The 24,608-nt window shown below is 41.7% G+C and carries 23 protein-coding genes; 20 read left to right on the top strand and 3 right to left on the bottom strand.

From position 1 onward, the window contains the following. Positions 1-757: 757 nt before the first annotated feature. From I3X05_RS09420 to I3X05_RS09400, 5 genes are all read left to right on the top strand, one after another. Positions 758-1,432: an ISAs1 family transposase gene (locus I3X05_RS09420; protein WP_337970651.1), complete on the top strand. Its 675-nt coding sequence runs from the start codon at positions 758-760 to the stop codon at positions 1,430-1,432. 202 nt (positions 1,433-1,634) lie between these two features. Then, on the top strand, positions 1,635-2,675 hold the full coding sequence (locus I3X05_RS09415) for an ISL3 family transposase (RefSeq protein WP_337971171.1): 1,041 nt from the start codon (positions 1,635-1,637) through the stop codon (positions 2,673-2,675). Continuing rightward, complete coding sequence (locus I3X05_RS09410) at positions 2,672-3,175, top strand: ISAs1 family transposase (RefSeq protein ID WP_337970650.1); 504 nt, start codon at positions 2,672-2,674, stop codon at positions 3,173-3,175. Before I3X05_RS09415 ends, I3X05_RS09410 begins: the two co-directional genes overlap by 4 nt. Positions 3,176-3,295: 120 nt before the next feature. Further along, positions 3,296-3,940, top strand: a complete 645-nt coding sequence (locus tag I3X05_RS09405) for a hypothetical protein (protein WP_337970649.1) — start codon at positions 3,296-3,298, stop codon at positions 3,938-3,940. 1,092 nt (positions 3,941-5,032) lie between these two features. Beyond that, positions 5,033-5,506 carry a GrpB family protein gene (locus I3X05_RS09400; protein ID WP_088729540.1) on the top strand — a complete coding sequence of 158 codons (474 nt, stop codon included), beginning with the start codon at positions 5,033-5,035 and terminating at the stop codon, positions 5,504-5,506. 1,663 nt (positions 5,507-7,169) lie between these two features. Here the strand turns inward: I3X05_RS09400 and I3X05_RS09390 are convergent. Continuing rightward, a protein-coding gene (locus tag I3X05_RS09390; RefSeq protein WP_193158292.1) for an IS3 family transposase occupies positions 7,170-8,350 on the bottom strand; the annotation gives its coding sequence in 2 pieces (ribosomal slippage) (positions 7,170-8,083 and positions 8,083-8,350; 1,182 coding nt in all). 488 nt (positions 8,351-8,838) lie between these two features. On the opposite strand from I3X05_RS09390, the gene I3X05_RS09385 reads away from it, so the two are divergent. From I3X05_RS09385 to I3X05_RS09315, 11 genes are all read left to right on the top strand, one after another. Then, on the top strand, positions 8,839-9,102 hold the full coding sequence (locus I3X05_RS09385; protein ID WP_176312665.1) for a hypothetical protein: 264 nt from the start codon (positions 8,839-8,841) through the stop codon (positions 9,100-9,102). A gap of 2,650 nt (positions 9,103-11,752) precedes the next feature. Then, positions 11,753-12,103 carry a hypothetical protein gene (locus I3X05_RS09370; protein ID WP_011150389.1) on the top strand — a complete coding sequence of 117 codons (351 nt, stop codon included), beginning with the start codon at positions 11,753-11,755 and terminating at the stop codon, positions 12,101-12,103. Positions 12,104-12,279: 176 nt separating this feature from the next. Beyond that, positions 12,280-12,714 (top strand): GNAT family N-acetyltransferase, encoded by a 435-nt coding sequence (locus I3X05_RS09360; RefSeq protein ID WP_045569241.1) that lies wholly within the window; start codon positions 12,280-12,282, stop codon positions 12,712-12,714. A gap of 1,320 nt (positions 12,715-14,034) precedes the next feature. Further along, complete coding sequence (locus I3X05_RS09355; RefSeq protein ID WP_425304484.1) at positions 14,035-14,388, top strand: DUF3592 domain-containing protein; 354 nt, start codon at positions 14,035-14,037, stop codon at positions 14,386-14,388. Between the two features lie 48 nt (positions 14,389-14,436). After that, on the top strand, positions 14,437-14,910 hold the full coding sequence (locus tag I3X05_RS09345; RefSeq protein ID WP_425304483.1) for a hypothetical protein: 474 nt from the start codon (positions 14,437-14,439) through the stop codon (positions 14,908-14,910). A gap of 28 nt (positions 14,911-14,938) precedes the next feature. Then, positions 14,939-15,130 (top strand): hypothetical protein, encoded by a 192-nt coding sequence (locus tag I3X05_RS23785; protein WP_425304482.1) that lies wholly within the window; start codon positions 14,939-14,941, stop codon positions 15,128-15,130. 454 nt (positions 15,131-15,584) lie between these two features. Then, a complete protein-coding gene (locus I3X05_RS09335; protein ID WP_337970610.1) occupies positions 15,585-15,944 on the top strand; it encodes a VOC family protein in 360 nt (119 codons plus the stop codon). Between the two features lie 146 nt (positions 15,945-16,090). Beyond that, positions 16,091-16,381: a hypothetical protein gene (locus I3X05_RS09330; RefSeq protein ID WP_193188569.1), complete on the top strand. Its 291-nt coding sequence runs from the start codon at positions 16,091-16,093 to the stop codon at positions 16,379-16,381. Between the two features lie 199 nt (positions 16,382-16,580). Next, positions 16,581-16,871: a hypothetical protein gene (locus I3X05_RS09325; protein WP_337970646.1), complete on the top strand. Its 291-nt coding sequence runs from the start codon at positions 16,581-16,583 to the stop codon at positions 16,869-16,871. A 652-nt stretch (positions 16,872-17,523) separates the two neighbouring features. After that, a complete protein-coding gene (locus tag I3X05_RS09320; protein ID WP_337970645.1) occupies positions 17,524-17,796 on the top strand; it encodes a hypothetical protein in 273 nt (90 codons plus the stop codon). 215 nt (positions 17,797-18,011) lie between these two features. After that, entirely contained in the window at positions 18,012-19,052 is a 1,041-nt protein-coding gene (locus I3X05_RS09315) for an ISL3 family transposase (protein WP_337971171.1), read from the top strand. Positions 19,053-19,210: 158 nt separating this feature from the next. Here I3X05_RS09315 and I3X05_RS09310 read toward each other — a convergent pair whose 3' ends face one another. Both I3X05_RS09310 and I3X05_RS09305 read right to left on the bottom strand, forming a co-directional pair. After that, a complete protein-coding gene (locus tag I3X05_RS09310) occupies positions 19,211-19,528 on the bottom strand; it encodes a CcdB family protein (RefSeq protein WP_020838906.1) in 318 nt (105 codons plus the stop codon). Further along, a complete protein-coding gene (locus tag I3X05_RS09305; protein WP_061051371.1) occupies positions 19,528-19,773 on the bottom strand; it encodes a type II toxin-antitoxin system CcdA family antitoxin in 246 nt (81 codons plus the stop codon). Before I3X05_RS09305 ends, I3X05_RS09310 begins: the two co-directional genes overlap by 1 nt. A 661-nt stretch (positions 19,774-20,434) precedes the next feature. On the opposite strand from I3X05_RS09305, the gene I3X05_RS09300 reads away from it, so the two are divergent. The 4 genes from I3X05_RS09300 (at position 20,435) to I3X05_RS09280 (ending at position 23,773) form a co-directional block, all read left to right on the top strand. Beyond that, positions 20,435-21,109: a hypothetical protein gene (locus I3X05_RS09300; RefSeq protein ID WP_337970644.1), complete on the top strand. Its 675-nt coding sequence runs from the start codon at positions 20,435-20,437 to the stop codon at positions 21,107-21,109. A gap of 140 nt (positions 21,110-21,249) precedes the next feature. Further along, positions 21,250-21,591, top strand: a complete 342-nt coding sequence (locus I3X05_RS09290; protein ID WP_029190007.1) for an SH3 domain-containing protein — start codon at positions 21,250-21,252, stop codon at positions 21,589-21,591. 1,136 nt (positions 21,592-22,727) lie between these two features. Then, on the top strand, positions 22,728-23,243 hold the full coding sequence (locus tag I3X05_RS09285) for a lipocalin family protein (RefSeq protein ID WP_193158239.1): 516 nt from the start codon (positions 22,728-22,730) through the stop codon (positions 23,241-23,243). A 143-nt stretch (positions 23,244-23,386) separates the two neighbouring features. Further along, positions 23,387-23,773, top strand: coding sequence for an ASCH domain-containing protein (locus I3X05_RS09280; RefSeq protein ID WP_193158099.1), 387 nt, complete (start codon positions 23,387-23,389; stop codon positions 23,771-23,773). Positions 23,774-24,608: the final 835 nt, after the last annotated feature.

The following is a 24,608-nucleotide window of genomic DNA, read 5'->3' as shown; positions in this document are numbered from 1 at the left end:
GGACAGCCAACGCGCGGCATTTTTATCGTGCGTTGGTTTTTGTGTTTATGGTGTTATGCGGAAAGTCAGTTGTAGCGTTGGCTGCCCCTTAAGCGGGCGTTAGGTTGCTTGAGAATTTAAAGGAACAACACCTAACACCTGATACCCTTGTTCCTTTGAGAATGATTCTCATTAATCGCTCTGTAATCAATTCTAAGCGGTTTTATTAATTTTAGGCTTGTTAGTTATGGCATATCGCCTTGGGCTTGTTTCTGAGCCCAAATAGGCGGCTAAATTGGCAAGCCTTTGCTCTGATACTGTGTCTGTATATTTTTCTCGGTCAAATGGACGTTGCACAGGTCTTATTACGTTCTAATTCTGTCATAGTTTATACACCAATAATCATACTTCTCTATATCCTTATAACTTCACCTCAATATGTGAGGCTTGTCGTGTGATTAATGGTGCATAAGTTATTGATTTATGGCTATTATGCAACTGTGATTTTGGTCGAGCAAACGACTGAGAATCACGAAAATCGGATAGTAGTGCGGTGAGAATCACACTAAAACTTAGACACTGCTACCTAACAAACTGCTTAAGCGGGATTCGCAATGCGTGGCATTTTTGGCATGCGGTGAGTTTTGTGATTCAGGGTTCGCGCATGTTATTGACGCACCTTTTTATCGAATTTCGGGATAAAATTTTTAGAAATAGATTGAATTAGCGATCTTGACGTGATCTTATACTGTTAAAAATAAAGCAGGATAAGACGAATATGGATTACAGCGAATTTAAAGAGCATTTTAGCATATTGAGTGATACTCGTCAGGCAAGAAAATCGACCTATAATTTCTTCGAAGTGATGTTCCAGGTGGTGACAGCGATGCTGTGCGGAATGAAGACTTGGGATGAAATCGAAGGCTTTGGTGAGGAAAATTTAACCTGGTTTCGTAAGTTTAGTGACTACTCTTCTGGTGTGCCTAGTCACGATACCTTGGCGCGAATAGTGGGTTTGATTGATCCAGATGAGTTTTCATTGTGTTTCGTTCGATGGTGTAATGATATTCGGCGAGAAAAATCCTTAGTGACCCATCATGTTGCCATAGATGGCAAGTCATTAAAAGGTACGTATGATTATAGTAAAAACAAATGCTTAACTCATATGGTGAACGCGTATTCTGTAGATACTGGCCTTGTGCTAGGGCAGTTGAAAACGGATGAAAAATCGAATGAGATCACGTTAATTCCCCAGATATTGAAATTAATCCAAGTTGAAGACCGAGTTATCAGCCTAGATGCCATGGGATGTCAAAGAGCCATAGCGGAAGATATTGTTCTTAGAGGCGGTGACTATTTAATGTCCGTTAAGGATAACCAACCTCGTTTACATGCTCTTTTTCAATCTCATTTTGGTTCATCCGGAAAATCGATACCTGAATGGCTTTTCTGATACCATATCGCCAAAAATAGCCAGTTAATGTCAACTTCACTTCTTTACCATCGCTTTGGAATACGCGGCCCTTTCCATTATTGCTCTACAGAGTTTGATGGTGACGCGACCATCTTTCACGTAGCACACAATCCTCATATTAAATGTCCATCATGTCGTAGTCGTGATGTCATAAAAAAAAGGAGGTAAGGTTCGCCGTTTCATCGCTACGCCAATCGGCACTAGCCCCTGTTACATCCAGATAGCAAACCAGCGGATTGAATGCCGAGCTTGTAATACACTCGGGTATTTGCCGCTTAACTTTGTTCCTCGTCCCAAAGTGCGTTACACAAAGGGCTTTGAACAGTATGTTCTCTCGCTGTCAGCATTGAACGTCACCATCAATGCCATTGCCAAGCTATGTGGTGTCTGTTGGGATACAGTGAAAGATATTCAGAAGCATTACCTGCAAAAGCGATACTCTCAACCTTGTCTTAAAAACGTCACTCACATTGGAATTGATGAGATTTACTGTGGCTCAAAAAGTGGCTTCATGACGGTTGTGATTGATATGAAGACAAGTGCCGTCATTTATACAGAGAAAGGAAAGAAGGCCGAAAGCCTTGACGGTTTTTGGAAACGGAAGCTGCGTTGTAAAAAGCCGATTGAAGCCGTCGCCACCGATATGGGACAGGCATACATCTCTTCGGTAAAACAGCACGCCCCGAAGGCGAAGTTGGTCATTGACCGTTTCCACGTGGTGAAGCGTTTTAATGAAAAGCTGACAGAGTTCAGGCGTGAACTACAAAATTCGATGAGTAACAAAAATGACGCTCAATACCTTAAGAATACTCGTTGGTTATTGGTAAGTAATCCCGATAGGTTAGATGAGCAAGGCCAAGCGAGATTGGAGCGAGCACTCGCAGCCAATCAGCCCTTAGCGGTGGTTTATTATTTAAAAGAGAAGTTAAGAATGCTGTGGTCGCAGCCATCAAAGATAGAGGGTGAGAGATGGCTAGAAAGCTGGATAGATGAAGCGAACCACTCAGGCATTGTGATGCTAGAGAAGTTTACTAAGACCCTGAGGAAGCATAAGGATGGGATATTGGCATTTTATGATGAAAGGATGAATAGTGGTCGAGTAGAGGGTGTGAACAACCGAATAAAGACGCTGAACAAAGTCGCCTATGGGTATCGTGATTGGGAATTTTTTGAGTTAAAAATCAAAGCCAGTCATGAGGCGAAGTATCGATTTTCCGGATGAACCCTCATTTTTCTTTTGAGAAATTGGCAGAATATTCGTCTCACGCAGTAGAGCAAGAAGAGGCAGGTAAACGTGGTCGCAAGGTGATAAGGACCTACATCACGGTCCCATTTACCCAAGAATTTGGTGATTTTGCTGTTGATTGGAAAGGTTTAAAAACATTATGTATAGCAGTAACTTACCAGAAGTCGAATAGTGAATCATCGGGAAGTCTTGGTATTCGGTATTTCATCTCATCGAAGGAACTGACGCCGGTTAGTTTTGGCGAATTGTGTCGTGGTCACTGGGGTGTAGAGAGTATGCATTGGTGGCTGGATTGTGTGATGGGAGAAGATGATAGCCGCATTACTTATCAGCATGCGGCAGAGAATCTTTCGCGCATACGTCAAATGTGCATGAACTTGATAAAGTTAGTAGAAATGAAAGGCACTTTGAAAAGGCGGCAATTAAAATGTGCGTTAAATACAGAGTTTCGAGAGCACGTGTTATTTGGGACTTAACAATTATTTAACTCATGCGCAAGCCGTGTTTTGTGATTAAGGCGGTGTGCGGTAGCTTTCGTAGTGCATTGCTCACCCCTTAGCAGGGCGTTATGAGACCAGTCAGAAAGTATGGACTTTATGAACTTAAAAATAGAATCGAAGAAATTGGCAAGAAGTCATTTTGAGCTAGAGAGAAAGCGACTTAATTGGAAGCTTGAAGTTAAGAATAAAATTAAGTTTCATTTTAATGAGCTTATACTTTCTGCAAAAAATACCGGGTATCCGTTTATATTATTTTGCCAAGATAATAATGAATTTGAAAATTTGGATTCGATTCAGATCACTGCTGAATCCAATTATACGGGTATAACTCAAAAGTTAGCGAATGGTGGCTCCAAACTAGATTTTGAAAAAGGAGCAGGGCTATGTTTTTCATTGTCCCCTAAAGGGGACGTGGTAGTTACTATTCGCCCCTACAAGTCGGAATGGGTTCGTAGAGTGGAAACAAGTATAATAATTGCACACGGTATATCTCCTGACGATATTACAGATGGCTTTATTAAAAAGTGTATGCGTCGTTTCATCATTTATACAAGAGCATCAAGTGTTTACGGATCTTACACCACAACGCTATATGACTATCTATTTATAAAATACCTGTTAGTTGTGGATATAAAAAATCGCGGGCAATTATTAAATAGTGCATTGGATTTTTCAAATAAATGGGGTGTCGCTGTGATTTCCGCTTTACTTGGTGCCATTTTTAACGAAATGTTAACCTAATTGGGGCGTAAAAGTCTCATAACAAAGCGTTAAAGAGGGACTTGGCACGCGTGGCATTTTTGGTTTGCAGTTTGTTTAGCGGTTAAGGTGTCATGCGGTCACTTTTGTATTGCGTGCCTGCGCCCCTTAACGCGGCGTTATGTTTAATCACGCAAAATCAGTTGGTTGCATCTTTTCTTTGCTCCATCGGCTTGTTGGTTTTGTGTTTGTCGGCAATCTGGCTTCGTTTGGCGCTGTTTTCCGGACAATTATTCTTTAGCGCTGGAAACTCAAAGAGTTGCCTCAGTCAATTTTCGAGTAAGCTCGAGGTTGGTGCGGCTGGCTCAATCAGAAATTTGAACTGTAGGTTTTTGAGTATTGGCGGCCAAAGTTCAAAACTTGATTTTCAAATTATGAGTCGTTTCGGTTTTTTTGGTCTTGGCTTTTGTTTGTGAGCCAAAGCTGAGTTAATCTTGGTTTTGGTAAAACGTAAGCCCTTGAAGCTTAAACATAACAAAGCGTTCAAGAGGGACTTGGCACGCGTGGCATTTTCAATTTGCGTTGGGTTTAGTGGTTAAGTTGTCATGCGGTCACTTGTGTAGTGCGTGCCTGCGCCCCTTAACGCGGCGTTATGCTTAATCACGCAAAATCAGTGGGTTATGGTTCGTCTTTGTTCCTTTGGCTTTTCAGTTTTGAGTTTGTCGGCAAGTTGGCTTCAGTGGGCGCTATTTTCCGGACACTTGTTCTTTGGCGCTGGAAATTCAGAGAATTGCCTCAATCAATATTCGGGTAAGCGCGAGGTTAGGGCGGTTGGCTCAATCAGAAATTTGATTTTAGGTTTTATATGCCAAAGTTCAAAGTCTGATTTTCAAAATTATGAGTCATTCCAGTTTTTTGATTTTTGGCTTTTGTCTGTGAGTCAACGCTGAGTTATTCTTGGTTTTTGTAAAACGTAAGTCATTGAAGCTTAAGCATAACAAAGCGTTTAAGTGGGATTTGGCACGCGTGGCATTTTTAGTTTGCGTTGGGTTCAGTGGTTACGGCACTGTGCGGTAGCTTTTGTAGTGCGTGCCTGCACCCCTTAACGCGGCGTTATGCCTTTTGGGAGAAAATATGCAGTTTTACAAAGCAAATGAATATCAGGCATCTTGCGAAAACCTGTATCGTAAGTACGAACTTGAGATAGCTGCTTTACTTCCAGATGCATCTATTGAGCATATTGGAGCTTCCTCTATCCCCAATGCTGTATCTAAAGGTGACCTAGACATACTTGTTGGTGTTAACGGCAAGGAACTAGAGAATGCAGTAAAGTTACTTTCTACTCTAGGTTTCAACGAAAAATCCGACACGTTAAGAACTCCGGAGCTTTGCATGCTGGAAAATAGCTCAGGTGAGGATGTCGCTTTTCAAGTTGTAGCCAATGGTTCGGGATTTGACTTTTTTGTAGGGTTTAGAGACAAACTCCGTAAAAGTCCTGAGTTAGTTCAACGATACAATGAGCTGAAAATGTCTTGTACAGGTTGGTCTCACGAAGAGTATCGTCGGAAAAAATCAGCTTTTATTGAGCGCGTGTTAGGACAGGCATAACAAACTGTTTAAGAGTGATTCGCAACGCGTGGCATTTTTACTATGCGTTGCGTTTAGTGTTTAAGGTGGTATGCGGCAGCTTCAGTATTGCGTTGCTCACACCTTAACAGGGCGTTAGCTTAAAACAAATAAAATCAATTGGTTGTGGTCTTTTCTTTCTTCCCTTGGCCATTCGTTCAGTTTTCTCGGCAAATCAGCATTATTTGCCAGCGCAAGTCTTGAGCAGTTGCCTCAATTGAGTTTTGGGGTTGCGCGAGGTCAGTCAGTTTGGCGCAAACTCGCTTTGGCAGTTTTACTTTCGCTTTGAGTTCTAAGGAAATGAATTCGCAAAATTTACTGGTTTCAAAGCAAATGAACGACCACAAAGTTTGAGTCAATTCGGGTTTTAAAACTCAAGTGGTTTGTTGGTTTCCCAAATCGGGTTAATCTCAATTTTGGTCAATCTTAAGGTGCTGAAATTTAAGCTAACAAACTGCTTAAGCGGGATTCGCAATGCGTGGCATTTTTAGCATGCGGTGAGTTTTGTGATTAAAGCGTTGTGCGGTAGCTTTCGCAGTGCATTGCTCACCCCTTAGCAGGGCGTTAGGCAAAGTGAGTTTTTATCAGCTAAATCGAGTTGGAATTGAACGGTAAATCCCATCTTCGCCGGCTGAACTTAAGCAATAAATAATCATCACATATTTATTGTTTCTTGATCGCGTTGGGTTGTTTAACGTTGTGAATTCAGCAGCAAAATAACCTTCAGCATCCAAACGTCCGCCGAGAATGCTACGCTCGTCACTTTTCTTCCAAATCGCTCAATTTGAGTTTTTTGTTTCTTTGTTGATTTGAAATTTTAGTTTATAAATGAATCGGTTAGTTAGTTTTAAGTTTACAAAAAAGCCTGTTCTTTGTTTTTGAAAGTCTCGGTGTCAATTGGTTGGCCTAACAAACGCTTCAAGAGGGACAGCCAACGCGCGGCATTTTTACTATGCGTTGGTTTTTGTGATTACGGTGTTATGCGGAAAGTTAGTAGTAGCGTTGTCTGCCCCTTAAGCGGGCGTTATGCTTAATCAGCAAAAATCAGTTGGTTGCATCTTTTCTTTGCTCCCTCGGCGTGTTGGTTTTGTGTTTGTCGGCAAGTTGGCTTCAGTGGGCGCTGTTTCCCTGACAACTATTCTTTGGCGCTGGAAATTCAGAGAATTGCCTCAATCAATTTTTGGGCAAGCGCGAGGTTAGGGCGGTTAGCTCAATCAGAAATTTGATCTTAGGTTTTTGAGCATTAGTAGCCAAAGTTTCAAAGTCTGATTTTCAAATCTATGAGTCATTTCAGTTTTTTTGGTTTTTGGGTTTTGTTTGTGAATCAAAGCTGAGTTAATCTTGGTTTTGGTAAAACGTAAGTCATTGAAGCTTAAGCATAACAAACGGTTCAAGAGGGACAGCCAACGCGTGGCATTTTTATTATGCGTTGGTTTTTGTGGTTACGGTGTTATGCGGAAGCTTGGTAATGGCGTTGGCAGCCCCTTAACCGGGCGTTATGTTTAATCACCAAAAATCAGTGGATTATTGTTTTTCTTTGTTCCCTCGGCTGATTGGTTTTGTGTTTGTCGGCAAGTTGGCTTCAGCGGGCGCTGTTTTCCGGACACTTGTTCTTTGGCGCTGGAAATTCAGAGAATTGTAGTGGTCAACTAAAATTGGCCACGGTTTTAGAGTTTTCCCAATACAAGCGTTCCGATTCATTGGGCGTTAACCCACCGTTATACTGATGTGGCCTAAGTTGGCTGTAATATCCAATAATGTATCGAATGATCTCTTGTTGCGCCTCTGCAAAACTACGATAACCCGCCCTGGGAACCCATTCGCTTTTCAGGCTTCTAAAGAAGCGCTCCATCGGCGCATTATCCCAACAATTGCCTAGTCTTGATAGGCTTTGTGTAATCTGACAACGCCATAGTAACTGACGATAATAGCGACTCGTATAATGGCTACCCTGATCACTGTGGAACATGACCCCTTTGGGCCTGCCCCTAGATTCAAAGGCCATCATCAATGCTTTTCCAGTGAGCTTGCTGTCTGGCGATAGTGACATTGCCCAACCAATAGGTTTTCGTGCAAACAGATCCATGACAACAGCCAAATACATCCAACGATGGCCAACCCATACATAGGTGACATCACCAACCCAAACCTGATTCGGTTGAGTCACAGCAAATTGCCGCCCTAAAAGATTGGGGATCTCAAGATGCTCTTGTTCGGCCTTTCTGTATTTATGTTTAGGTGACTGGCAGCTCACTAAGCCTAGTAATTTCATTAGCTTACTTGCTCGATAACGGCTAAGCGGTATGCCCTCAATATTGGTTACCATATCAGCAATCGTACGTGCACCTGCTGAGCCGTGGCTAGCTTCATGCATGTCACTCACAATAGAGTGCAATTTCACCTGCTCTGGCGAGAGTTGTTTGTCTCTGTTACGCCAATACTTGTAGCTACTACGATGAACACTGAACACATGGCATAAGGTTTTTACACTAAAGCTCTTCCTGAGTTTCTCGATCATCGAGAATTGTTCAGTGAGTCCGACATCAAGAGAGCAGTAGCCTTTTTTAAAATTTCATTGTGCTCCTCAAGGTTAGCGATTCTCTTCTTGAGTTCACGAATTTCTATTTGTTCTGGAGTAAGCGGAGAGGCTTTCGGCGATATACCTCGTTGCTCTTGCTTAAGCTGTCGTACCCAGCGATCCATTGCTGATTTACTGACATTCATTGCTTTAGCGGCTTCGGTCACCGAATGGCCGTGCTCTGTTACTAATTGTGCTGCTTCAAGCTTGAACTCTGCACTAAAAGTTCGTCTTGTGCGATTTTTCATAAAGTCACCTATTTGTCTCTGAGATGTATTTTAACACCTCTATTTAGGTGGCCAAATTTACTGTACCACTACAAATTGCCTCAATCAATTTTCGGGTAAGCGCGAGGTTAGGGCGGTTTGGCTCAATCAGTATTTTGAACACAGGTTTTGGGCTTGAATTGCTGAAATTCACAGTCTGTTTTTCAAATCTATGAATCGTTTCAGTTTTTTAGGTCTTGGCTTTTGTTTGTGAATCAAAGCTGAGTTAATCTTGGTTTTGGTAAAACGTAAGTCATTGAAGCTTAAACATAACAAACGGTTCAAGAGGGACAGCCAACGCGTGGCATTTTCACTATGCGTTGGGTTTAGTGGTTAAGGTGTTATGCGGAAGCTTAGTAATGGCGTTGGCTGCCCCTTAACCGGGCGTTATGTGTCTTTCCGGAATTTATCTTTCTAAATCAAAAAGTAAAAATTAGAATTGCGGAAAATGTTTCTAGTGGATTACTAGTATGAATCGTCACAATATCATTGGGTTCTTATCATCGGTTTTATCTTTGAGTACCCTAGTTTTCGTCATCATGGACTGGTCTCACTTTCCGCTTCTCGTTTGGCCTTACGAAGCTTTCCAAGGTTTGGTATTTTCTTTCGTTTGGGGTTTTGGTGTCTCGGCAACAGTTGGTTATTTTTTCTCAATAATAGTTACTGTAGCGGTAGTAAGTTTCGCGGTGGGGCATAAATTATCGCGCTTTGTGGTCAAAACAGGTAATCTTTAACTGTTAATTCAAACACATAACAAGGCGTTTAAGAGGGATTCATGCCGCGTGGCATTTTTGGTATGCGGTTGGTTTTGGTGGTGAAAGTGGTCTGGGGAAGCTTGGTTTATGCGGCACTCACCCCTTAACGCGGCGTTATGTTTAATCACCAAAAATCAGTGGATTATGGTTTTTCTTTGTTCCCTCGGCTGATTGGTTTTGTGTTTGTCGGCAAGTTGGCTTCAGCGGGCGCTGTTTTCCGGACAATTATTCTTTGGCGCTGGAAATTCAGAGAATTGCCTCATTCAATTTTCGAGTAAGCGCTAGTTTAGGGCGGTTGGCGAAATCAGTATTTTGAACACAGGTTTTGGGGCGTGAATTGCCGAAATTCAAAGTCTGTTTTTCAAATCTATGAGTCGTTTCAGTTTTTTAGGTCTTGGCTTTTGTTTGTGAGTCAAAGCTGAGTTAATCTTGGTTTTGGTAAAACGTAAGTCATTGAAGCTTAAACATAACAAACGGTTCAAGAGGGGCAGCCAACGCGCGGCATTTTAATCATGCGTTGGTTTTTGTGGTTACGGTGTTATGCGGAAGCTTGGTAATTGCGTTGGCTGCCCCTTAACCGGGCGTTATGTTTAATCACCAAAAATCAGTGGATTATGGTTTTTCTTTGTTCCCTCGGCTGATTTGTTTTGTGTTTGTCGGCAAGTTAGTTTCAGTGGGCGCGGTTTTCCGGACAATTATTCTTTGGCGCTGGAAATTCAGAAAATTGCCTCAATCAATTTTTGGGCAAGCGCGATGTTGGTTTAGCTGGCTCAATCAGTATTTTGATCACAGGTTTTTGTGATTGAATTGCCGAAATTCAAAGTCTGTTTTTCAAATCTATGAGTCGTTTCAGTTTTTTAGGTCTTGGCTTTTGTTTGTGAGTCAAAGCTGAGTTAATCTTGGTTCTGGTAAAACGTAAGTCATTGAAGCTTAAACATAACAAACGGTTCAAGAGGGACAGCCAACGCGCGGCATTTTTATCATGCGTTGGTTTTTGTGGTTACGGTGTTATGCGGAAGCTTGGTCATGGCGTTGGCTGCCCCTTAACCGGGCGTTATGCTTAATCACCAAAAATCAGTGGGTTATGGTTCTTCTTTGTTCCTTTGGCTTTTCAGTTTTGAGTTTGTCGGCAAGTTGGCTTCAGTGGGCGCTATTTTCCGGACACTTTTTCTTTGGCGCTGGAAATTCAGAGAATTGCCTCAATCAATATTCGGTCAAGTGCGAGGTTAGGGCGGTTGTCTCAATCAGAAATTTGATCTTAGGTTTTTCGGTTTTATCTGCCAAAGTTCAAAGTCTGATTTTCAAAATTATGAGTCATCTCAGTTTTTTGGTTTTCGGCTTTTGTTTGTGAGTTAAAGCTGAGTTAATCTTGGTTTTGGTAAACGTAAGTCATTGAAGCTTAAGCATAACAAAGCGTTCAAGAGGGACTTAGCACGCGTGGCATTTTCAATTTGCGTTGGGTTTAGTGGTTAAGTTGTCATGCGGTCACTTTTGTATTGCGTGCCTGCGCCCCTTAACGCGGCGTTATGTGTTTGATGAGTTTTTAAGGTCAAAACTACGATTTCATTGAGAATTTGTTCCGTGTTTTCGGCAAGTTGGCTTGGTCGAAATGGATTCTTGAACAACCTGAGATTTATCGTTTTGAAGGTTCTTGGGTTGCCTCAATTTAGTTTTGGCTCTGGTTTGTGTTGAGTTTCGGTGGTTTCAAATCGTTTTAATTGAAATGTCTTTTTGACTGACTCTCTTGCTGAAGTTCAGCTCTGAAAGTCTGATGAAGCAAAAGGTTTTATTGTGGCTGAAAGGGCGCTTTCTTTGTTGTTGATTCGTAAGTGGCTCTCTTTGGCTCAGATCGCTGTGAAATTTAGGTTGTGGTAAGCATCGTTTTTGCACGTAACTTATTCAAATTCCTTCGTTTCTACGGTGGTTTACTTTGAATGCATAGTGAAATTCACATAACAAACAATTCAAGTGGATTCTCAACGCGTGGCAGTTTTACTATGCGTCAGGTAAAGTGTTTACGGTGTTATGCAGCGGCTTGGTCAGTGCGTTGTTCACCACTTAATTGGGCGTTATGTTTAATCACGTCAAATCAGTTGGTTGTATCTTTTCTTTGCTCCCTCGGCTTGTTGATTTTGTGCTTGTCGGCAAGTTGGTTTCGTTTGGCGCTGTTTTCCGGACACTTGTTCTTTGGCTCTGGAAATTCAGAGAGTTGCCTCAGTCAATTCTCGGGTAAGCACGAGGTAGGGCGGTTGGCTCAATCAGAAATTTGATCTTAGGTTTTGGGCTTGAACAGTCGAAATTTGAAGTCTGTTTTTCAAATCTATGAGTCATTTCAGTTTTTTTGGTTTTGGCTTTTGTTTGTGAGTCAACGCTGAGTTAATCTTGGTTTTGGTAAAACGTAAGCCCTTGAAGCTTAAACATAACAAAGCGTTAAAGAGGGATTCGTGCCGCGTGGCATTTTTGGTATGCGGTGATTTTGGTGGTGAAAGTGGTCTGCGGAAAGTTGGTTTATGCGGCACTCACCCCTTAACGCGGCGTTATACCAATTCATCGTAATCAGCTCCAACTCAAGAGACTATCGAGAGAAGCTTGGTTTCTATATACTTCCTTATTTCAAAGGAAAACCAAAATGGAAATGATCATCGTTTCATCAGAACAGCAGAAACGTCTAATCATGATCTTTAGTCGTACAACATCACAAATGTCTGATAAAGCACTTCTAAACGATCTAAGCTCATATTCGGTGAATTCCAGCGTTTATCCAGCTTTCAAAGCCGCGTCAGATTTACGAGTAGATCGCATAAAATTACCATTTGGTGATGATAGAAGAGGCTCTTTAGAGGGTGGTGATTTCCTTTATCGTTATCTGTCTAGAGGGTATATCTGCCTTGGTGACTTCACGGGCCAACCTAAGCCAGATTTATCACAATGGGGTGTTCGCTCAGTTCGTAAACTCCCTAAAGTTGGGTTTGGCTTATAAGTTAGGTTGCTTATGATTGGCCCAAAATTGGTATAACAAGGCGTTCAAGAGGGATTCATGCCGCGTGGCATTTTTGGTATGCGGTGATTTTGGGGGGGTGAAAGTGGTGTGCTGAAAGTTGATTTAAGCGGCATTCACCCCTTAACGCGGCGTTATGTGTAGCAAGAGGGAAAGGCATGGAAGTACAGCTTAAAATCGGTAGTGACCCATTATTCGCAGAGTCTTTAACCAAGATAAATATGGCAAGTTATTATCTAACTCGTGGGATTATCTGGGATCACAATCAGTTTCTAAACAGTTGGGAAGAACTAGAAAACTACGAGATTCACCTAGACCAAACCCGTGTAGGTGTTCTTCGTTTTAGCTATAGTGGCGAAACGACCTTTCTGAGAGACTTTCAACTTTTACCGGAGTTTCAAGGTAGAGGAATTGGGGCTAAGTGCCTTGATCTAGTTGTGGGGCATGCACTCAGTCGTAAATCCACTAAGCTAGTTCTACGTGTGTTTAGTGAAAACCCAGCGATCAATCTGTATGAGTCTAGAGGCTTTGTTAGAACATCTGAAGTTAAAGGGTTAGTGGAAATGGAAATCCCTTTAAGTTCAAACACATAACAAACGCTTTAAGACGGATTCGCAACGCGTGGCGTTTTTACCATGCGTTGATTTAAGTGATTAGGGTGGTGTGCGGAAACATCGGTATTGCGTTGCTCACCACTTAAGCGGGCGTTATGTTTAATCACGTCAAATCAGTGGGTTGTATCTTTTCTTTGCTCCCTCGGCTTGTTGATTTTGTGCTCGTCGGCAAAGTGGCTTCACTTGGCGCTGCTTTCCGGACATTTATTCTTTGGCGCTGGAAATTCAGAGTGTTGCCTCAGTCTATTTTCGAGTAAGCGCGAGGTAGGTGCGGCTGGCTTAATCGGTATTTTGACCACAAGTTTTTGGGCTTGAATTGCTAAGATTCGAAGTCTGTTTTTCAAATCTATGAGTCATTTCAGTTTTTTAGGTCTTGGTTTTTGTTTGTGAGTCAACGCTGAGTTAATCTTGGTTTTGGTAAAACGTAAGCCCTTGAAGCTTAAACATAACAAAGCGTTCAAGAGGGACTTGGCACGCGTGGCATTTTCAATTTGCGTTGGGTTTGGTGGTTACGGCATTGTGCGGTAACTTGTGTATTGCGTGCCTGCACCCCTTAACGCGGCGTTAGCTTAAAACAATGAAAATCAATTGATTGCAGCCGGTTTTTTCTTCCCTTGGCAATTAATTCAGGTTTCTCGGCAAATCAACATTGTTTGCCAATTGGAGTTTTAAGCAGTTGCCTCAATTGAGCTTTGAGATTGCGCGAGGTTAGCCAGCTTGGCGCAAAGTCGCTTTAGTAGTTTTGCTTTCGCTTTGAGTTTTCCGAAAATGATTTATCAAAAATTTCGGGTTTTCAAATCGCACGAAAGGTCACAAAGTTTGACCTAATTCGGGTTTCAAAACTCAAGTGGTTTGTTGGTTTTCCAAATCGGTTTAATCTCAGTTTTGGTAAATCTAAGGTGCTGAAATTTAAGCTAACAAACTGCTTAAGCGGGATTCGCAATGCGTGGCATTTTCAGCATGCGGTGAGTTTTGTGATTAGGCGGTGTGCGGTAGCTTTCGTAGTGCATTGCTCACCCCTTAGCAGGGCGTTAGCACAAAATTTTGCGACGATAGCGGAGCAATCAGGTGATTATGAAATTTGGCTTTCGGTTAATATAAAAGTCAAATTTCTAAACGTTAAATGAGCGGATGTTAAAAAAGTACCTACGTATTCTATTGATACTACTATTTTCGCCAATGTTTTTGCTTCTCGTGTATGTCGCTGTTGCAACGCCGATGAAGATTGGATATGGGTGTTATATCTCTCAGAGCTGGGATGTAATTCCAGCGAAGATAATTCACGCAGAAGTTGATTCTATGACATTTGAAGATACGAATCGCCGTAGGAAAATTGCATACGCTCCTAAGGTTTCATATGAATATAACTATGGCAGTAAGGTGTATGTAGGTAATCGTTATTCATGGGTAAAATCATATGATAACGGTGAGTTGCACGATGAAGCCAAAAGGCTTGTGTATACCAAGGATATAGGAAAAGAAATAAAAATCTTTGTCAATCCTGCAAAGCCTAGTGAGTCTGTTGTAGAGCGTATGTGCGATAGTTACCATTTCAAAGTGTATACATATGGAGGCGTTCTCATACTTTCCATCATCAGTATGTTTATAGCTGCATTTGTATTTTCCCGACAAAAAAGAACAATAAATAATTAGGTAGTGAACTTTTGCGCTAACAAGGCGTTCAAGTGGGATTCATGCCGCGTGGCATTTTTGGTTTGCAGTGAGTTTTGTGGTGAAAGTGGTCTGCGGAAGGTTGGTTTATGCGGCATTCACCCCTTAACGCAGCGTTATGTGCTAGGAGGAAAATTGATAAAACAGCCCCCTTACAAAGTTGAGTTTGGCCAGCTAGGAGAGGTTCCACCTATGCACGTTACTTCTATAGACAATACCTCAATACGGTTGAGTGGAAACAGCCAAGATATCCTTGACAGTGGCTATACTGATGCAGTTATGGCTTGTAATGGAATTGAATCCGAAGAAACCAAGAAGGCAATGCTTGAGCTTAATAGACAGGGTTTTGTATTTGCTTACGACTATAAAGCTTATATTTCACCTAGCTACTATATGAAGCAGCTTTTATTAAGTGGTGATTTAACAACTTCATTTAAAGAAATCAGTTGGAGAAACCCAAAGCAATGGTGTCTTACCGAGTATGAGTTTGAACTACGCACATAACAAAGCGTTTAAGAGGGATTCATGCCGCGTGGCATTTTTGGTATGCGGTGGTTTCGGTGGTGAAAGTGGTCTGCGGAAGTTTGGTTTATGCGGCATTCACCCCTTAACGCGGCGTTATGCAACTCAGGTTAATTTAGGGGCTCAATCTTTTGGGATTTCTCCGGCTATTCGTTTTGTGTTGTCGGCAAATGAACTTTTTCACCCTCAGATTCGTGGTTAACTCAAACCGTAAAACAGACAAGATTCTTGGTTTGCCTCAATCATTTTTAGCGTTGGCTTGCTGCCAATTCAGCGGGCGAAAAGTGTGGAAAGGACAATGTTATCGAGCATTTTGTACTTGCTGAAGTTTTCGCTCGTTGAGTTTTCCTAACATAAAAGCTTGGTTTGTTGCTGAAAGGTGGACTTTGTTTTGGTAGCTCATTTATCACGGCTCTTGCTTGGGTTGATTCTTGAATCACTCAACTATTGCAATTGTGGCTTTTGGTCGTGTAAGTTAAGTTTATCTTATTGAATTTGCATAACAAACGGCTCAAGAGGGATTGCCAACGCTTGGCGACTTTAGTGCAAAATTGAAGTTCAGTGTTTACAGTAGTTTTTTTGAGTTCGACGGTGCGTTGTCAACCCCTTAGCCGGGCGTTATACGCTATATGGAAATTTAACAATGGAGTCGTGAAATGAATCAGAATGAAAAGCTGAATTATGTCGAGTTTGCAGCAAAAAATTTAGAGGCAACAAAATCATTTTTCTCTTCAGTTTTTGGCTGGGAATTTACTGATTATGGTCCTGAATATACAGCATTCTCAAATCAGGGTTTAGATGGCGGTTTTTTTAAAGCTGACTGTTGTAGTCAGACAGCATCGGGTGGTGCACTTCTTATCTTTTATAGCTCAAACATAAAAACAACTTTAGCCAAAGTCCAGAATAGCGGTGGCCAAATTATTCGCCCAATTTTTGATTTTCCCGGAGGCTGTCGTTTCCATTTTATTGAGCCAAGCGGTAACGAATTTGCAGTGTGGTCGGAAGCACGCGTATAACAAACGGCTCAAGAGGGATTGCCAACGCTTGGCGGTTTTAGTGCAAAATTGAAGTTCAGTGTTTTCGGTGTGTTTTTTGAGTTCGGCTATGCGTTGTCAACCCCTTAGCCGGGCGTTATGTTTTCGGGATAACTTGAGGAAAAGAGATGGATTTCATTTGGTTGGTTTTAGCTTTTGGCGCGGCTGCAATATTCTACTATTTTGCATCATATTCGAAGCCACAGGATGATGATTGGCACAAATTGCCGACACTTGAGAATTATTTGATAAAGCATCCTGAATGTAAAACAGCAGATCCAGAAAGTGCTAAATGCTTTAGTTGTGGTTCAGACAAAGTGATTTTCCAACCATTAACAGCTCATGCAGATCCTCGTTATAAACATATTTGCTTATCATGCAAAAAAACACTTTTTAGAAGTAAGGCAATAATGTCTTAAACTAGTTGAAATTCCTAAGTTTATTCTTAACAAAATCAGCTGGTTGGAATAAAACATAACAAACGGTTCAAGAGGGACAGCCAACGCGTGGCATTTTTATTATGCGTTGGTTTTTGTGGTTATGATGTTATGCGGAAGCTTAGTAGTGGCGTTGTCTGCCCCTTAACCGGGCGTTATGTGAATTCAGCGGAGATTCGAAGTGAAAAGTAGAATCGAATTATTTCATGATTTTAATAAGCTCCTCGACGGAAAAGAGGAAGGGCAAGTATCTGCTCCATTGGTTTGTTACGGTACAATTCAACAAATGGAGAAAGAAAATATTGTCTTGTCTGAAGGACAGATCGTAACGCTCATAGATCCAGATGGCGTCGATGATAATGGTAATCCTGATCGTCTAGAAGTGGAGGCACGAATCCGATTTAATCAAGAGCATAATTGCTGGGTGGGTGATTTCACGCGTGCAGAATTGAAATATAGGTCAGAGAAATAATGACTCACATAACAAGCTGCTCAATCGGACAAATTACAGTTGGCTTTTGTTCGTACCTCACAAATTTTAGCCAACTGTTATTCGCCGCTTAGCAGGGCGTTAGGTTTACGAAGAGAAAAGCGTAATTTTTGGGAAGAAGATTCGGGGGTTTCTCTGGCCATCCGTTTACAGATGTCAGCAAATCAGCTTTGTTTTCCCAAATCACCACGTTTCTTCAACTTATTCTCATGCCAATGTTCGTGGGTTGCTTCATTGGAAAATGGCGTAGGTTGGTTGAATGTTTCCCTGGCGCAAAGGCGCTTTGGGTTTCTCAATCGCATGAATGAGTTACTTGTTTTAAGTTGATCGCATTGGGCTGCCAAATTGAGTAAAAGGTTTGGGTTTCGTTCATCACAATACGTTAAATTAGTCGTTCTCTGCCAAGTTAATGAATGCGAAACAGTAACACCTAACAAAAAATTCAAGCCTGACTACCAACGCGTGGCTGAATTAGTTCCAAAATGGTTTTGTGATTACGGTGCATTGCTGAAAGTGACATTGTGCGTTGGTAGCAGCTTAATTTGGCGTTATGTGCCTTTCATGTGAAGCGACAAACATTATGTGCAACCATTAACTTATAGAATGGCTAAAATTTCATATTTTAGAGGGTGTTATGTTTTTTAGCAGCAAGGTTAAAGTGGTGATTTCAGTGGTGGCTATAGCATTGTCTTCACTTTTACTGTCTCTTGATATGTTTGGTGTCATTCCATTTCTGATTCTAGTTGTATCATTTTTTACCCTAATTATTCAAGGTGGGCTGTGCTTTCTTGGGTACAAAAATGGTGACGTTTTCGATGCTTATCAAGACCTAGAAAGAACAGAAGCAACGGCACTAACTAATCTGTTCAAAGACAAAAAGGGGTTCATCCGGAAAATCGATACCTGAATGGCTTTTCTGATACCATATCGCCAAAAATAGCCAGTTAATGTCAACTTCACTTCTTTACCATCGCTTTGGAATACGCGGCCCTTTCCATTATTGCTCTACAGAGTTTGATGGTGACGCGACCATCTTTCACGTAGCACACAATCCTCATATTAAATGTCCATCATGTCGTAGTCGTGATGTCATAAAAAAAAGGAGGTAAGGTTCGCCGTTTCATCGCTACGCCAATCGGCACTAGCCCCTGTTACATCCAGATAGCAAACCAGCGGATTGAATGCCGAGCTTGTAATACACTCGGGTATTTGCCGCTTAACTTTGTTCCTCGTCCCAAAGTGCGTTACACAAAGGGCTTTGAACAGTATGTTCTCTCGCTGTCAGCATTGAACGTCACCATCAATGCCATTGCCAAGCTATGTGGTGTCTGTTGGGATACAGTGAAAGATATTCAGAAGCATTACCTGCAAAAGCGATACTCTCAACCTTGTCTTAAAAACGTCACTCACATTGGAATTGATGAGATTTACTGTGGCTCAAAAAGTGGCTTCATGACGGTTGTGATTGATATGAAGACAAGTGCCGTCATTTATACAGAGAAAGGAAAGAAGGCCGAAAGCCTTGACGGTTTTTGGAAACGGAAGCTGCGTTGTAAAAAGCCGATTGAAGCCGTCGCCACCGATATGGGACAGGCATACATCTCTTCGGTAAAACAGCACGCCCCGAAGGCGAAGTTGGTCATTGACCGTTTCCACGTGGTGAAGCGTTTTAATGAAAAGCTGACAGAGTTCAGGCGTGAACTACAAAATTCGATGAGTAACAAAAATGACGCTCAATACCTTAAGAATACTCGTTGGTTATTGGTAAGTAATCCCGATAGGTTAGATGAGCAAGGCCAAGCGAGATTGGAGCGAGCACTCGCAGCCAATCAGCCCTTAGCGGTGGTTTATTATTTAAAAGAGAAGTTAAGAATGCTGTGGTCGCAGCCATCAAAGATAGAGGGTGAGAGATGGCTAGAAAGCTGGATAGATGAAGCGAACCACTCAGGCATTGTGATGCTAGAGAAGTTTACTAAGACCCTGAGGAAGCATAAGGATGGGATATTGGCATTTTATGATGAAAGGATGAATAGTGGTCGAGTAGAGGGTGTGAACAACCGAATAAAGACGCTGAACAAAGTCGCCTATGGGTATCGTGATTGGGAATTTTTTGAGTTAAAAATCAAAGCCAGTCATGAGGCGAAGTATCGATTTTCCGGATGAACCCAAAAAGGATTGTGAAAAACACTAACCGCGGCACATAACAAACAATTTAAGAGGGATTCCCAACGCTTGGTATTTTTGCTTCTACTGCAAGTTTAGTGTTTATGGCACAATGCTTTAGGTTTGGGTGGTAGCGTTGCTCACCCCTTAATTGGGCGTTATATGCCAGTAATCAGAAAGTCGATAGCAGCAATAATCTCATTTCTAAAAGTGCTCAACTCATTCACAGGATCACGCAGGATTTTAGTTGGAACACTCGCCATTTGATGAGTTAGGATTACGAAGTCGCCTTCATCAATGTGGATCACTGGGCACAGGTGGGTAGGGGCTTTCTTCTCTAACATTTCAACTGGTGTTAAGGGAATCACCAGTCGGGTATTCAGCGTATCAAGCATTTCACTTTGAACATCAACAAAGTATGGGTAAGCGGTAGCAGTGCTTTTATCGTTATTTTGGTATAGTGAAAATTGTGACATTAGAATACTCGGTAAGAATCGGAAAACAGGCCGTGATTTTCTGTTAGTTCATTGCAAGCGCTAATAGCATCTGCATTTTGCTCTAACCACTCAGTTTTACGGCGTTGTTTAACTTCTTTTTCAAGAGCTTTTTCCATTGTTGCAGAGAGGTTTATGTTTAGTCGCTTAGCTTCAGCGAGTAGTTCGCTGTTTAAGCTTAAGTTTGCAGCCTTTTTGGGTGCTTGCGTACTATATGAGTTTCTCATGATAATTACCTATGCGTATTTTTAGTGCGCATTAAGTATAGGCGCACGAAAGGCATATAACAAACAATTTAAGAGTGATTCCCCACGCTTGGCATTTTTGGTTTGGGTTTAGTTTAGTGTTTACGGCGTCCAAGTTGAGTGCAATGGTAGCGTGGCTCACACCTTAATTGGGCGTTAGGTTTACGAAGAGAAAAGCATAATTGTTGGGGAAAAGATTTGGGGGTTTCTCTAGCCATTTGTTTACGGATGTCAGCAAATCGGCTTGGTTTGCCCAAATCACCACGTTTCTTTAACTCTTTCCCATGCCAATGTTCGTGGGTTGCTTCATTGGAAAATGGCGTAGGCTGGTTGAATGTTCCACTGGCGCAAAGGCGCTTTGGTTTTATCAATCAAATCAGCAGAATACTTGTTTTAAGTTACTCGCATTTGGCTGCCAAATTGAGTAAAAGGTTTAGGTTTCGTTTATCGTAATGCGTTAAATTAGTCGTTCTTTGCCAAGTTAATGAATGCGAAATAGTAACACCTAACAAAAAATTCAAGCCTGACTACCAACGCGCGGCTTTATTGGTTCCAAAATAGTTTTGTGATTACGGTGCATTGCTTAAAGTGACATTGTGCGTTGGTAGCAGCTTAATTTGGCGTTAGGCTAAAGGAGATAATCATGCGTGATTCATATGTAGCGTTTTTAGATCGTATGGGGCTGACAAAGGATGACTTTTTCGAATTTGGGATTAGCGAAACAATTTATGCGGGAGAGAGTCAAGCAAGTCAGTGCTGGACTGATCTTAAAAAGCGCATCGAAACAAATCAGACTGTATACATCCGAGGGTTCGGTCGGAATGCCAGCGGTACGCATTTATTTCAAAACCTTTATTCGGAAGTGCTCCAAAATCATAATGTGGTGCAAGATTCAACGAATAATGCCGAACCGACCAAACTAATCAGACAGTTAACGGGCTTTTCAAAAACAACAAGTAAACAATATCAGCCATTAAGAAACTATCAAATATCGCACGTATTTGGCAGGACCAAAAACGTATATGCTTTCACAGCCCCTTGGAACATTGTTTATGTACCAAAGTTAATTGATCCTTTCACTGGCCATGAAGCAAAAGGAGACATGGTTGATGAATATACAGTATTGTTTCAAAAATCAGTTTTTGAGCGTTTTGAAAAGTACATCAACGAATTTAATTGTCTTATGACCAACTCAGAGTTTCTTGCTTCTTTGGATGAACACGTCAATAGGCTCCGAGATTCAAACGATGTGTCTGATGATGTCGTAAACAAAATGTGCAAAGCTATTACAGAAGAGTTCGCGCCCATAGAACTTTAGCCTAACAAGGCGTTTAAGCGGGATTCATGCCGCGTGGCATTTTTGGTTTGCAGTGACTTTTGGTGGTGAAAGTGGCCTGCGGAAACTTGGTTTAGGCGGCATTCACCCCTTAACGCAGCGTTATGTACTTTGGAGAAAATATGGAAGTAGTTACTACTGAAAAGCACGTCTCAGAATATCCCAATCCGTTTTATTTGAAACAAGGCGATAAAGTAGCTCTAGGCACAATAGACGACGAGTTTCCCAACTGGATCTTTATAACCAGTAGTGAAGGGGAGCAGGGTTGGGCTCCAGTTCAGTATATCGAAAAGATTGAAGGTGGCTCTGAAGGAATCTTGCTTAAAGATTATGACAATGCTGAACTCAATACTGTTATTGGTGAAAAACTGTCAGTGCTATTCGAACTCAATGAGTGGTATCGAGTTTCGAGGTCAACGGGTGAAATTGGTTGGGTACCAGTGCGCTCGGTACAACGTACATAACAAACAATTTAAGAGGGATTCCCAACGCTTGGCATTTTTGCTTCTACTTCAACTTTAGTGGCTACGGTACAATGCCTTAGGTTGGGTGGTAGCGTTGCTCACCCCTTAATTGGGCGTTATGCAACTCAGGTAAATTTAGGGGTTCAATCTTTTGGGATTTCTCCGGCCATTCGTTTTGTATTGTCGGCAAATGAGCATTTTTACCCTCAAATTCTTGGTTAACTCAACCCGTAAAACAGGCAAGTTTCTTGTTTTGCCTCAATCAGTTTTAGCGTTTGGGCGTTGTCAGTTTAGCGGGTGCAAAGTGTGGAAATGGCAAGTTAGTCGATCATTTCGCATTTGCTGAAAGTCTTGCTCCGTGATTTTGTCTCATTCAAAAGCTTGGTTTGTCGTTGAAAGGTGGACTTTGTTTTGGCGGCTTATTTATCACGGTTCAGGCTTTGGTTGATTCTTGATTCACTTAACCAATATTTTGATTGTTTTCTTAATCAAATTTGGTGTAACTTCTGTTTTATCTTATTGAATTTGCATAACAAAGCATTTAAGACGGATTCGCAACGCTTGGCGGTTTTAGTGTAAATTCAGTTTTTGCGTTTTAAGTGGTTTGTCGAGGCATAGGTGCTTAGCGTCGCTCACCACTTAATGCGGCGTTAGGTTTACGAAGAGAAAAGCATAATTTTTGGGAAAAAGAGTTGGGGATTTCTCCAACCATTCGTTTTCGGATGTCAGCAAATCAGCTTGGTCTGTCCCAATCATCACGTTTCTTTCACTTTTTCTCATGCCAATGTTCGTGGGTTGCTTCATTCAATTTTTGCATCGGTTCGTTGAAAGTTTCACTGGCGCAAAGGCGCTTTGGTTTTCTCAATCAAATCAGCAGAATACTTGTTTTAAGTTACTCGCATTTGGCTGCCAAATTGAGTAAAAGGCTTGGGTTTCGTTTATCGTAATGCGTTAAATTAGTGGTTCTTTGCCAAGTTAATGAATGCGAAACAGTAACACCTAACAAAAAATTCAAGCCTGACTACCAACGCGTGGCTGAATTAGTTCCAAAATGGTTTAGTGATTACGGTGCATTGCTGAAAGTGGCATTGTGCGTTGGTAGCAGCTTAATTTGGCGTTAGGTATTTGGAGGCATCATGAGATCAATCTTGTTGATTATTTGTACTGTTTTATTAAACGGCTGCTTGGGTATGCCCGAATCAGTAAAGCCTGTGTCGGATTTTGAACTGAACAATTATTTAGGTAAATGGTACGAGGTGGCTCGACTTGATCATTCCTTTGAAAGAAGTTTAAGTCAGGTTACTGCGGAATATCGTGTTCGAAATGATGGCGGCGTTTCGGTTCTTAATCGTGGTTATTCCGAAGAGAAAGGTGAGTGGAAAGAGGCTGAAGGCAAAGCTTACTTTGTAAATAGTCCAACAGACGGTTATCTGAAGGTTTCATTTTTTGGTCCGTTTTATGGCTCTTACGTGGTGTTTGAGTTAGAGCGTGAAAACTACAGTTATGCCTTCGTGTCAGGGCCGAATACAGAATATCTGTGGTTACTTTCAAGAACGCCTAGAGTCGAACCAGACATTCTGGAGAAGTTCGTTCAAATGTCGAAAGAGCGTGGTTTTGATACAAATCAGCTCATTTACGTTCAGCAGCAATAAATACCTAACAAACGCTTCAAGAGGGACAGCCAACGCGCGGCATTTTTACTATGCGTTGGTTTTTGTGATTACGGTGTTATGCGGAAAGTTAGTAGTAGCGTTGTCTGCCCCTTAAGCGGGCGTTATGTTCTTTGGAGAAAAATGTGAAAGCTCTATCTGTAGTTGAGCCTTGGGGAACAATGATTGCGAACCAAACCAAGTTGTTAGAAATCAGAACTTGGCGTCCAGAAGTGTTACCAATGCTCAATGTTGCTCTGGTCCAAAATCGCAGACGGCTAACGACAGAAGGTGATGAAGATTTGACAGGGCGGGTTGTCGCTATTGTTGATATTGTCGCGTGTGAGCCGTGGGTAAAAGAGGATTGCGAGCATTCAGGCTGTGATGAATCAGAGTTTGAGAATGGCTGGTTGGCATGGAAATTAAGTAATATCAGAAAGCTAGACAACCCAGTTAAGGCCATAGCAAAACGAAAGTTCTACGATTTAACAGATTCAGAAGCCACCAAAGTCAAACTTGAACTACGAACATAACAAAGCGTTAAAGAGGGACTTGGCACGCGTGGCATTTTCAATTTGCGTTGGGTTTAGTGGTTACGTTGTCATGCGGTTACTTTTGTATTGCGTGCCTGCGCCCCTTAACGCGGCGTTAGCTTAAAGCAATTAAAATCAATTGGTTGTGGTCTCTTCTTTCTTCCATTGGCAATTCGTTCTGGTTTATCGGCAAATCGGCATTTTTTGCCAACGCGATTTTTGAGCTGTTGCCTCAATTGAGTTTTGGGATTGTGCGAGGTTAGCCAGTTTGGCGCAAAGTCGCTTTGGAAGGTTTAGCCTTCGCTTTGAGTTTTGCGAAAACGTGTTTTCAAAATTTACTGGTTTTTAAAGCAAATGAACGGCCACAAAGTTTGAGTCATTTCGGGTTTTAAAACTCAGGTGGTTTGTCGTTTTTCCAAACTGGGTTAGTCTCGGGTTTGGTAAATCTAAGGTGCTGAAATTTAAGCTAACAAACTGCTTAAGTGGGATTCGCAATGCGTGGCATTTTCAGCATGCGGTGAGTTTTGTGATTAAGACGGTGTGCGGTAGCTTTTGTAGTGCATTGCTCACCCCTTAGCAGGGCGTTAGGCAAAGTGAGTTTTTATCAGCTAAATCGAGTTTGAATTGAACGGTAAATTCCATGTTTTCTGGCTTAAGTTAAGCAATAAATAATCATCACGTATTTGTTGTTTCTTGATCGCGTTGGGTTGCTTTTCGTTGTGAGTTTAGCGGCAAAATAACCTTCAGCATCCAAACGTCCGCCGAGCATGCTACGCTCGTCACTTTTCTTCCAAATCGCTCAATTTGAGTTTTTTTGTTTCTTTGCTGATTTAGC

It is taken from the genome of Vibrio navarrensis (assembly GCF_015767675.1).
Lineage (GTDB): Bacteria > Pseudomonadota > Gammaproteobacteria > Enterobacterales > Vibrionaceae > Vibrio.
Note: the sequence above shows the minus strand (reverse complement) of the source record. Positions and strands in the feature narration are given on the sequence as shown.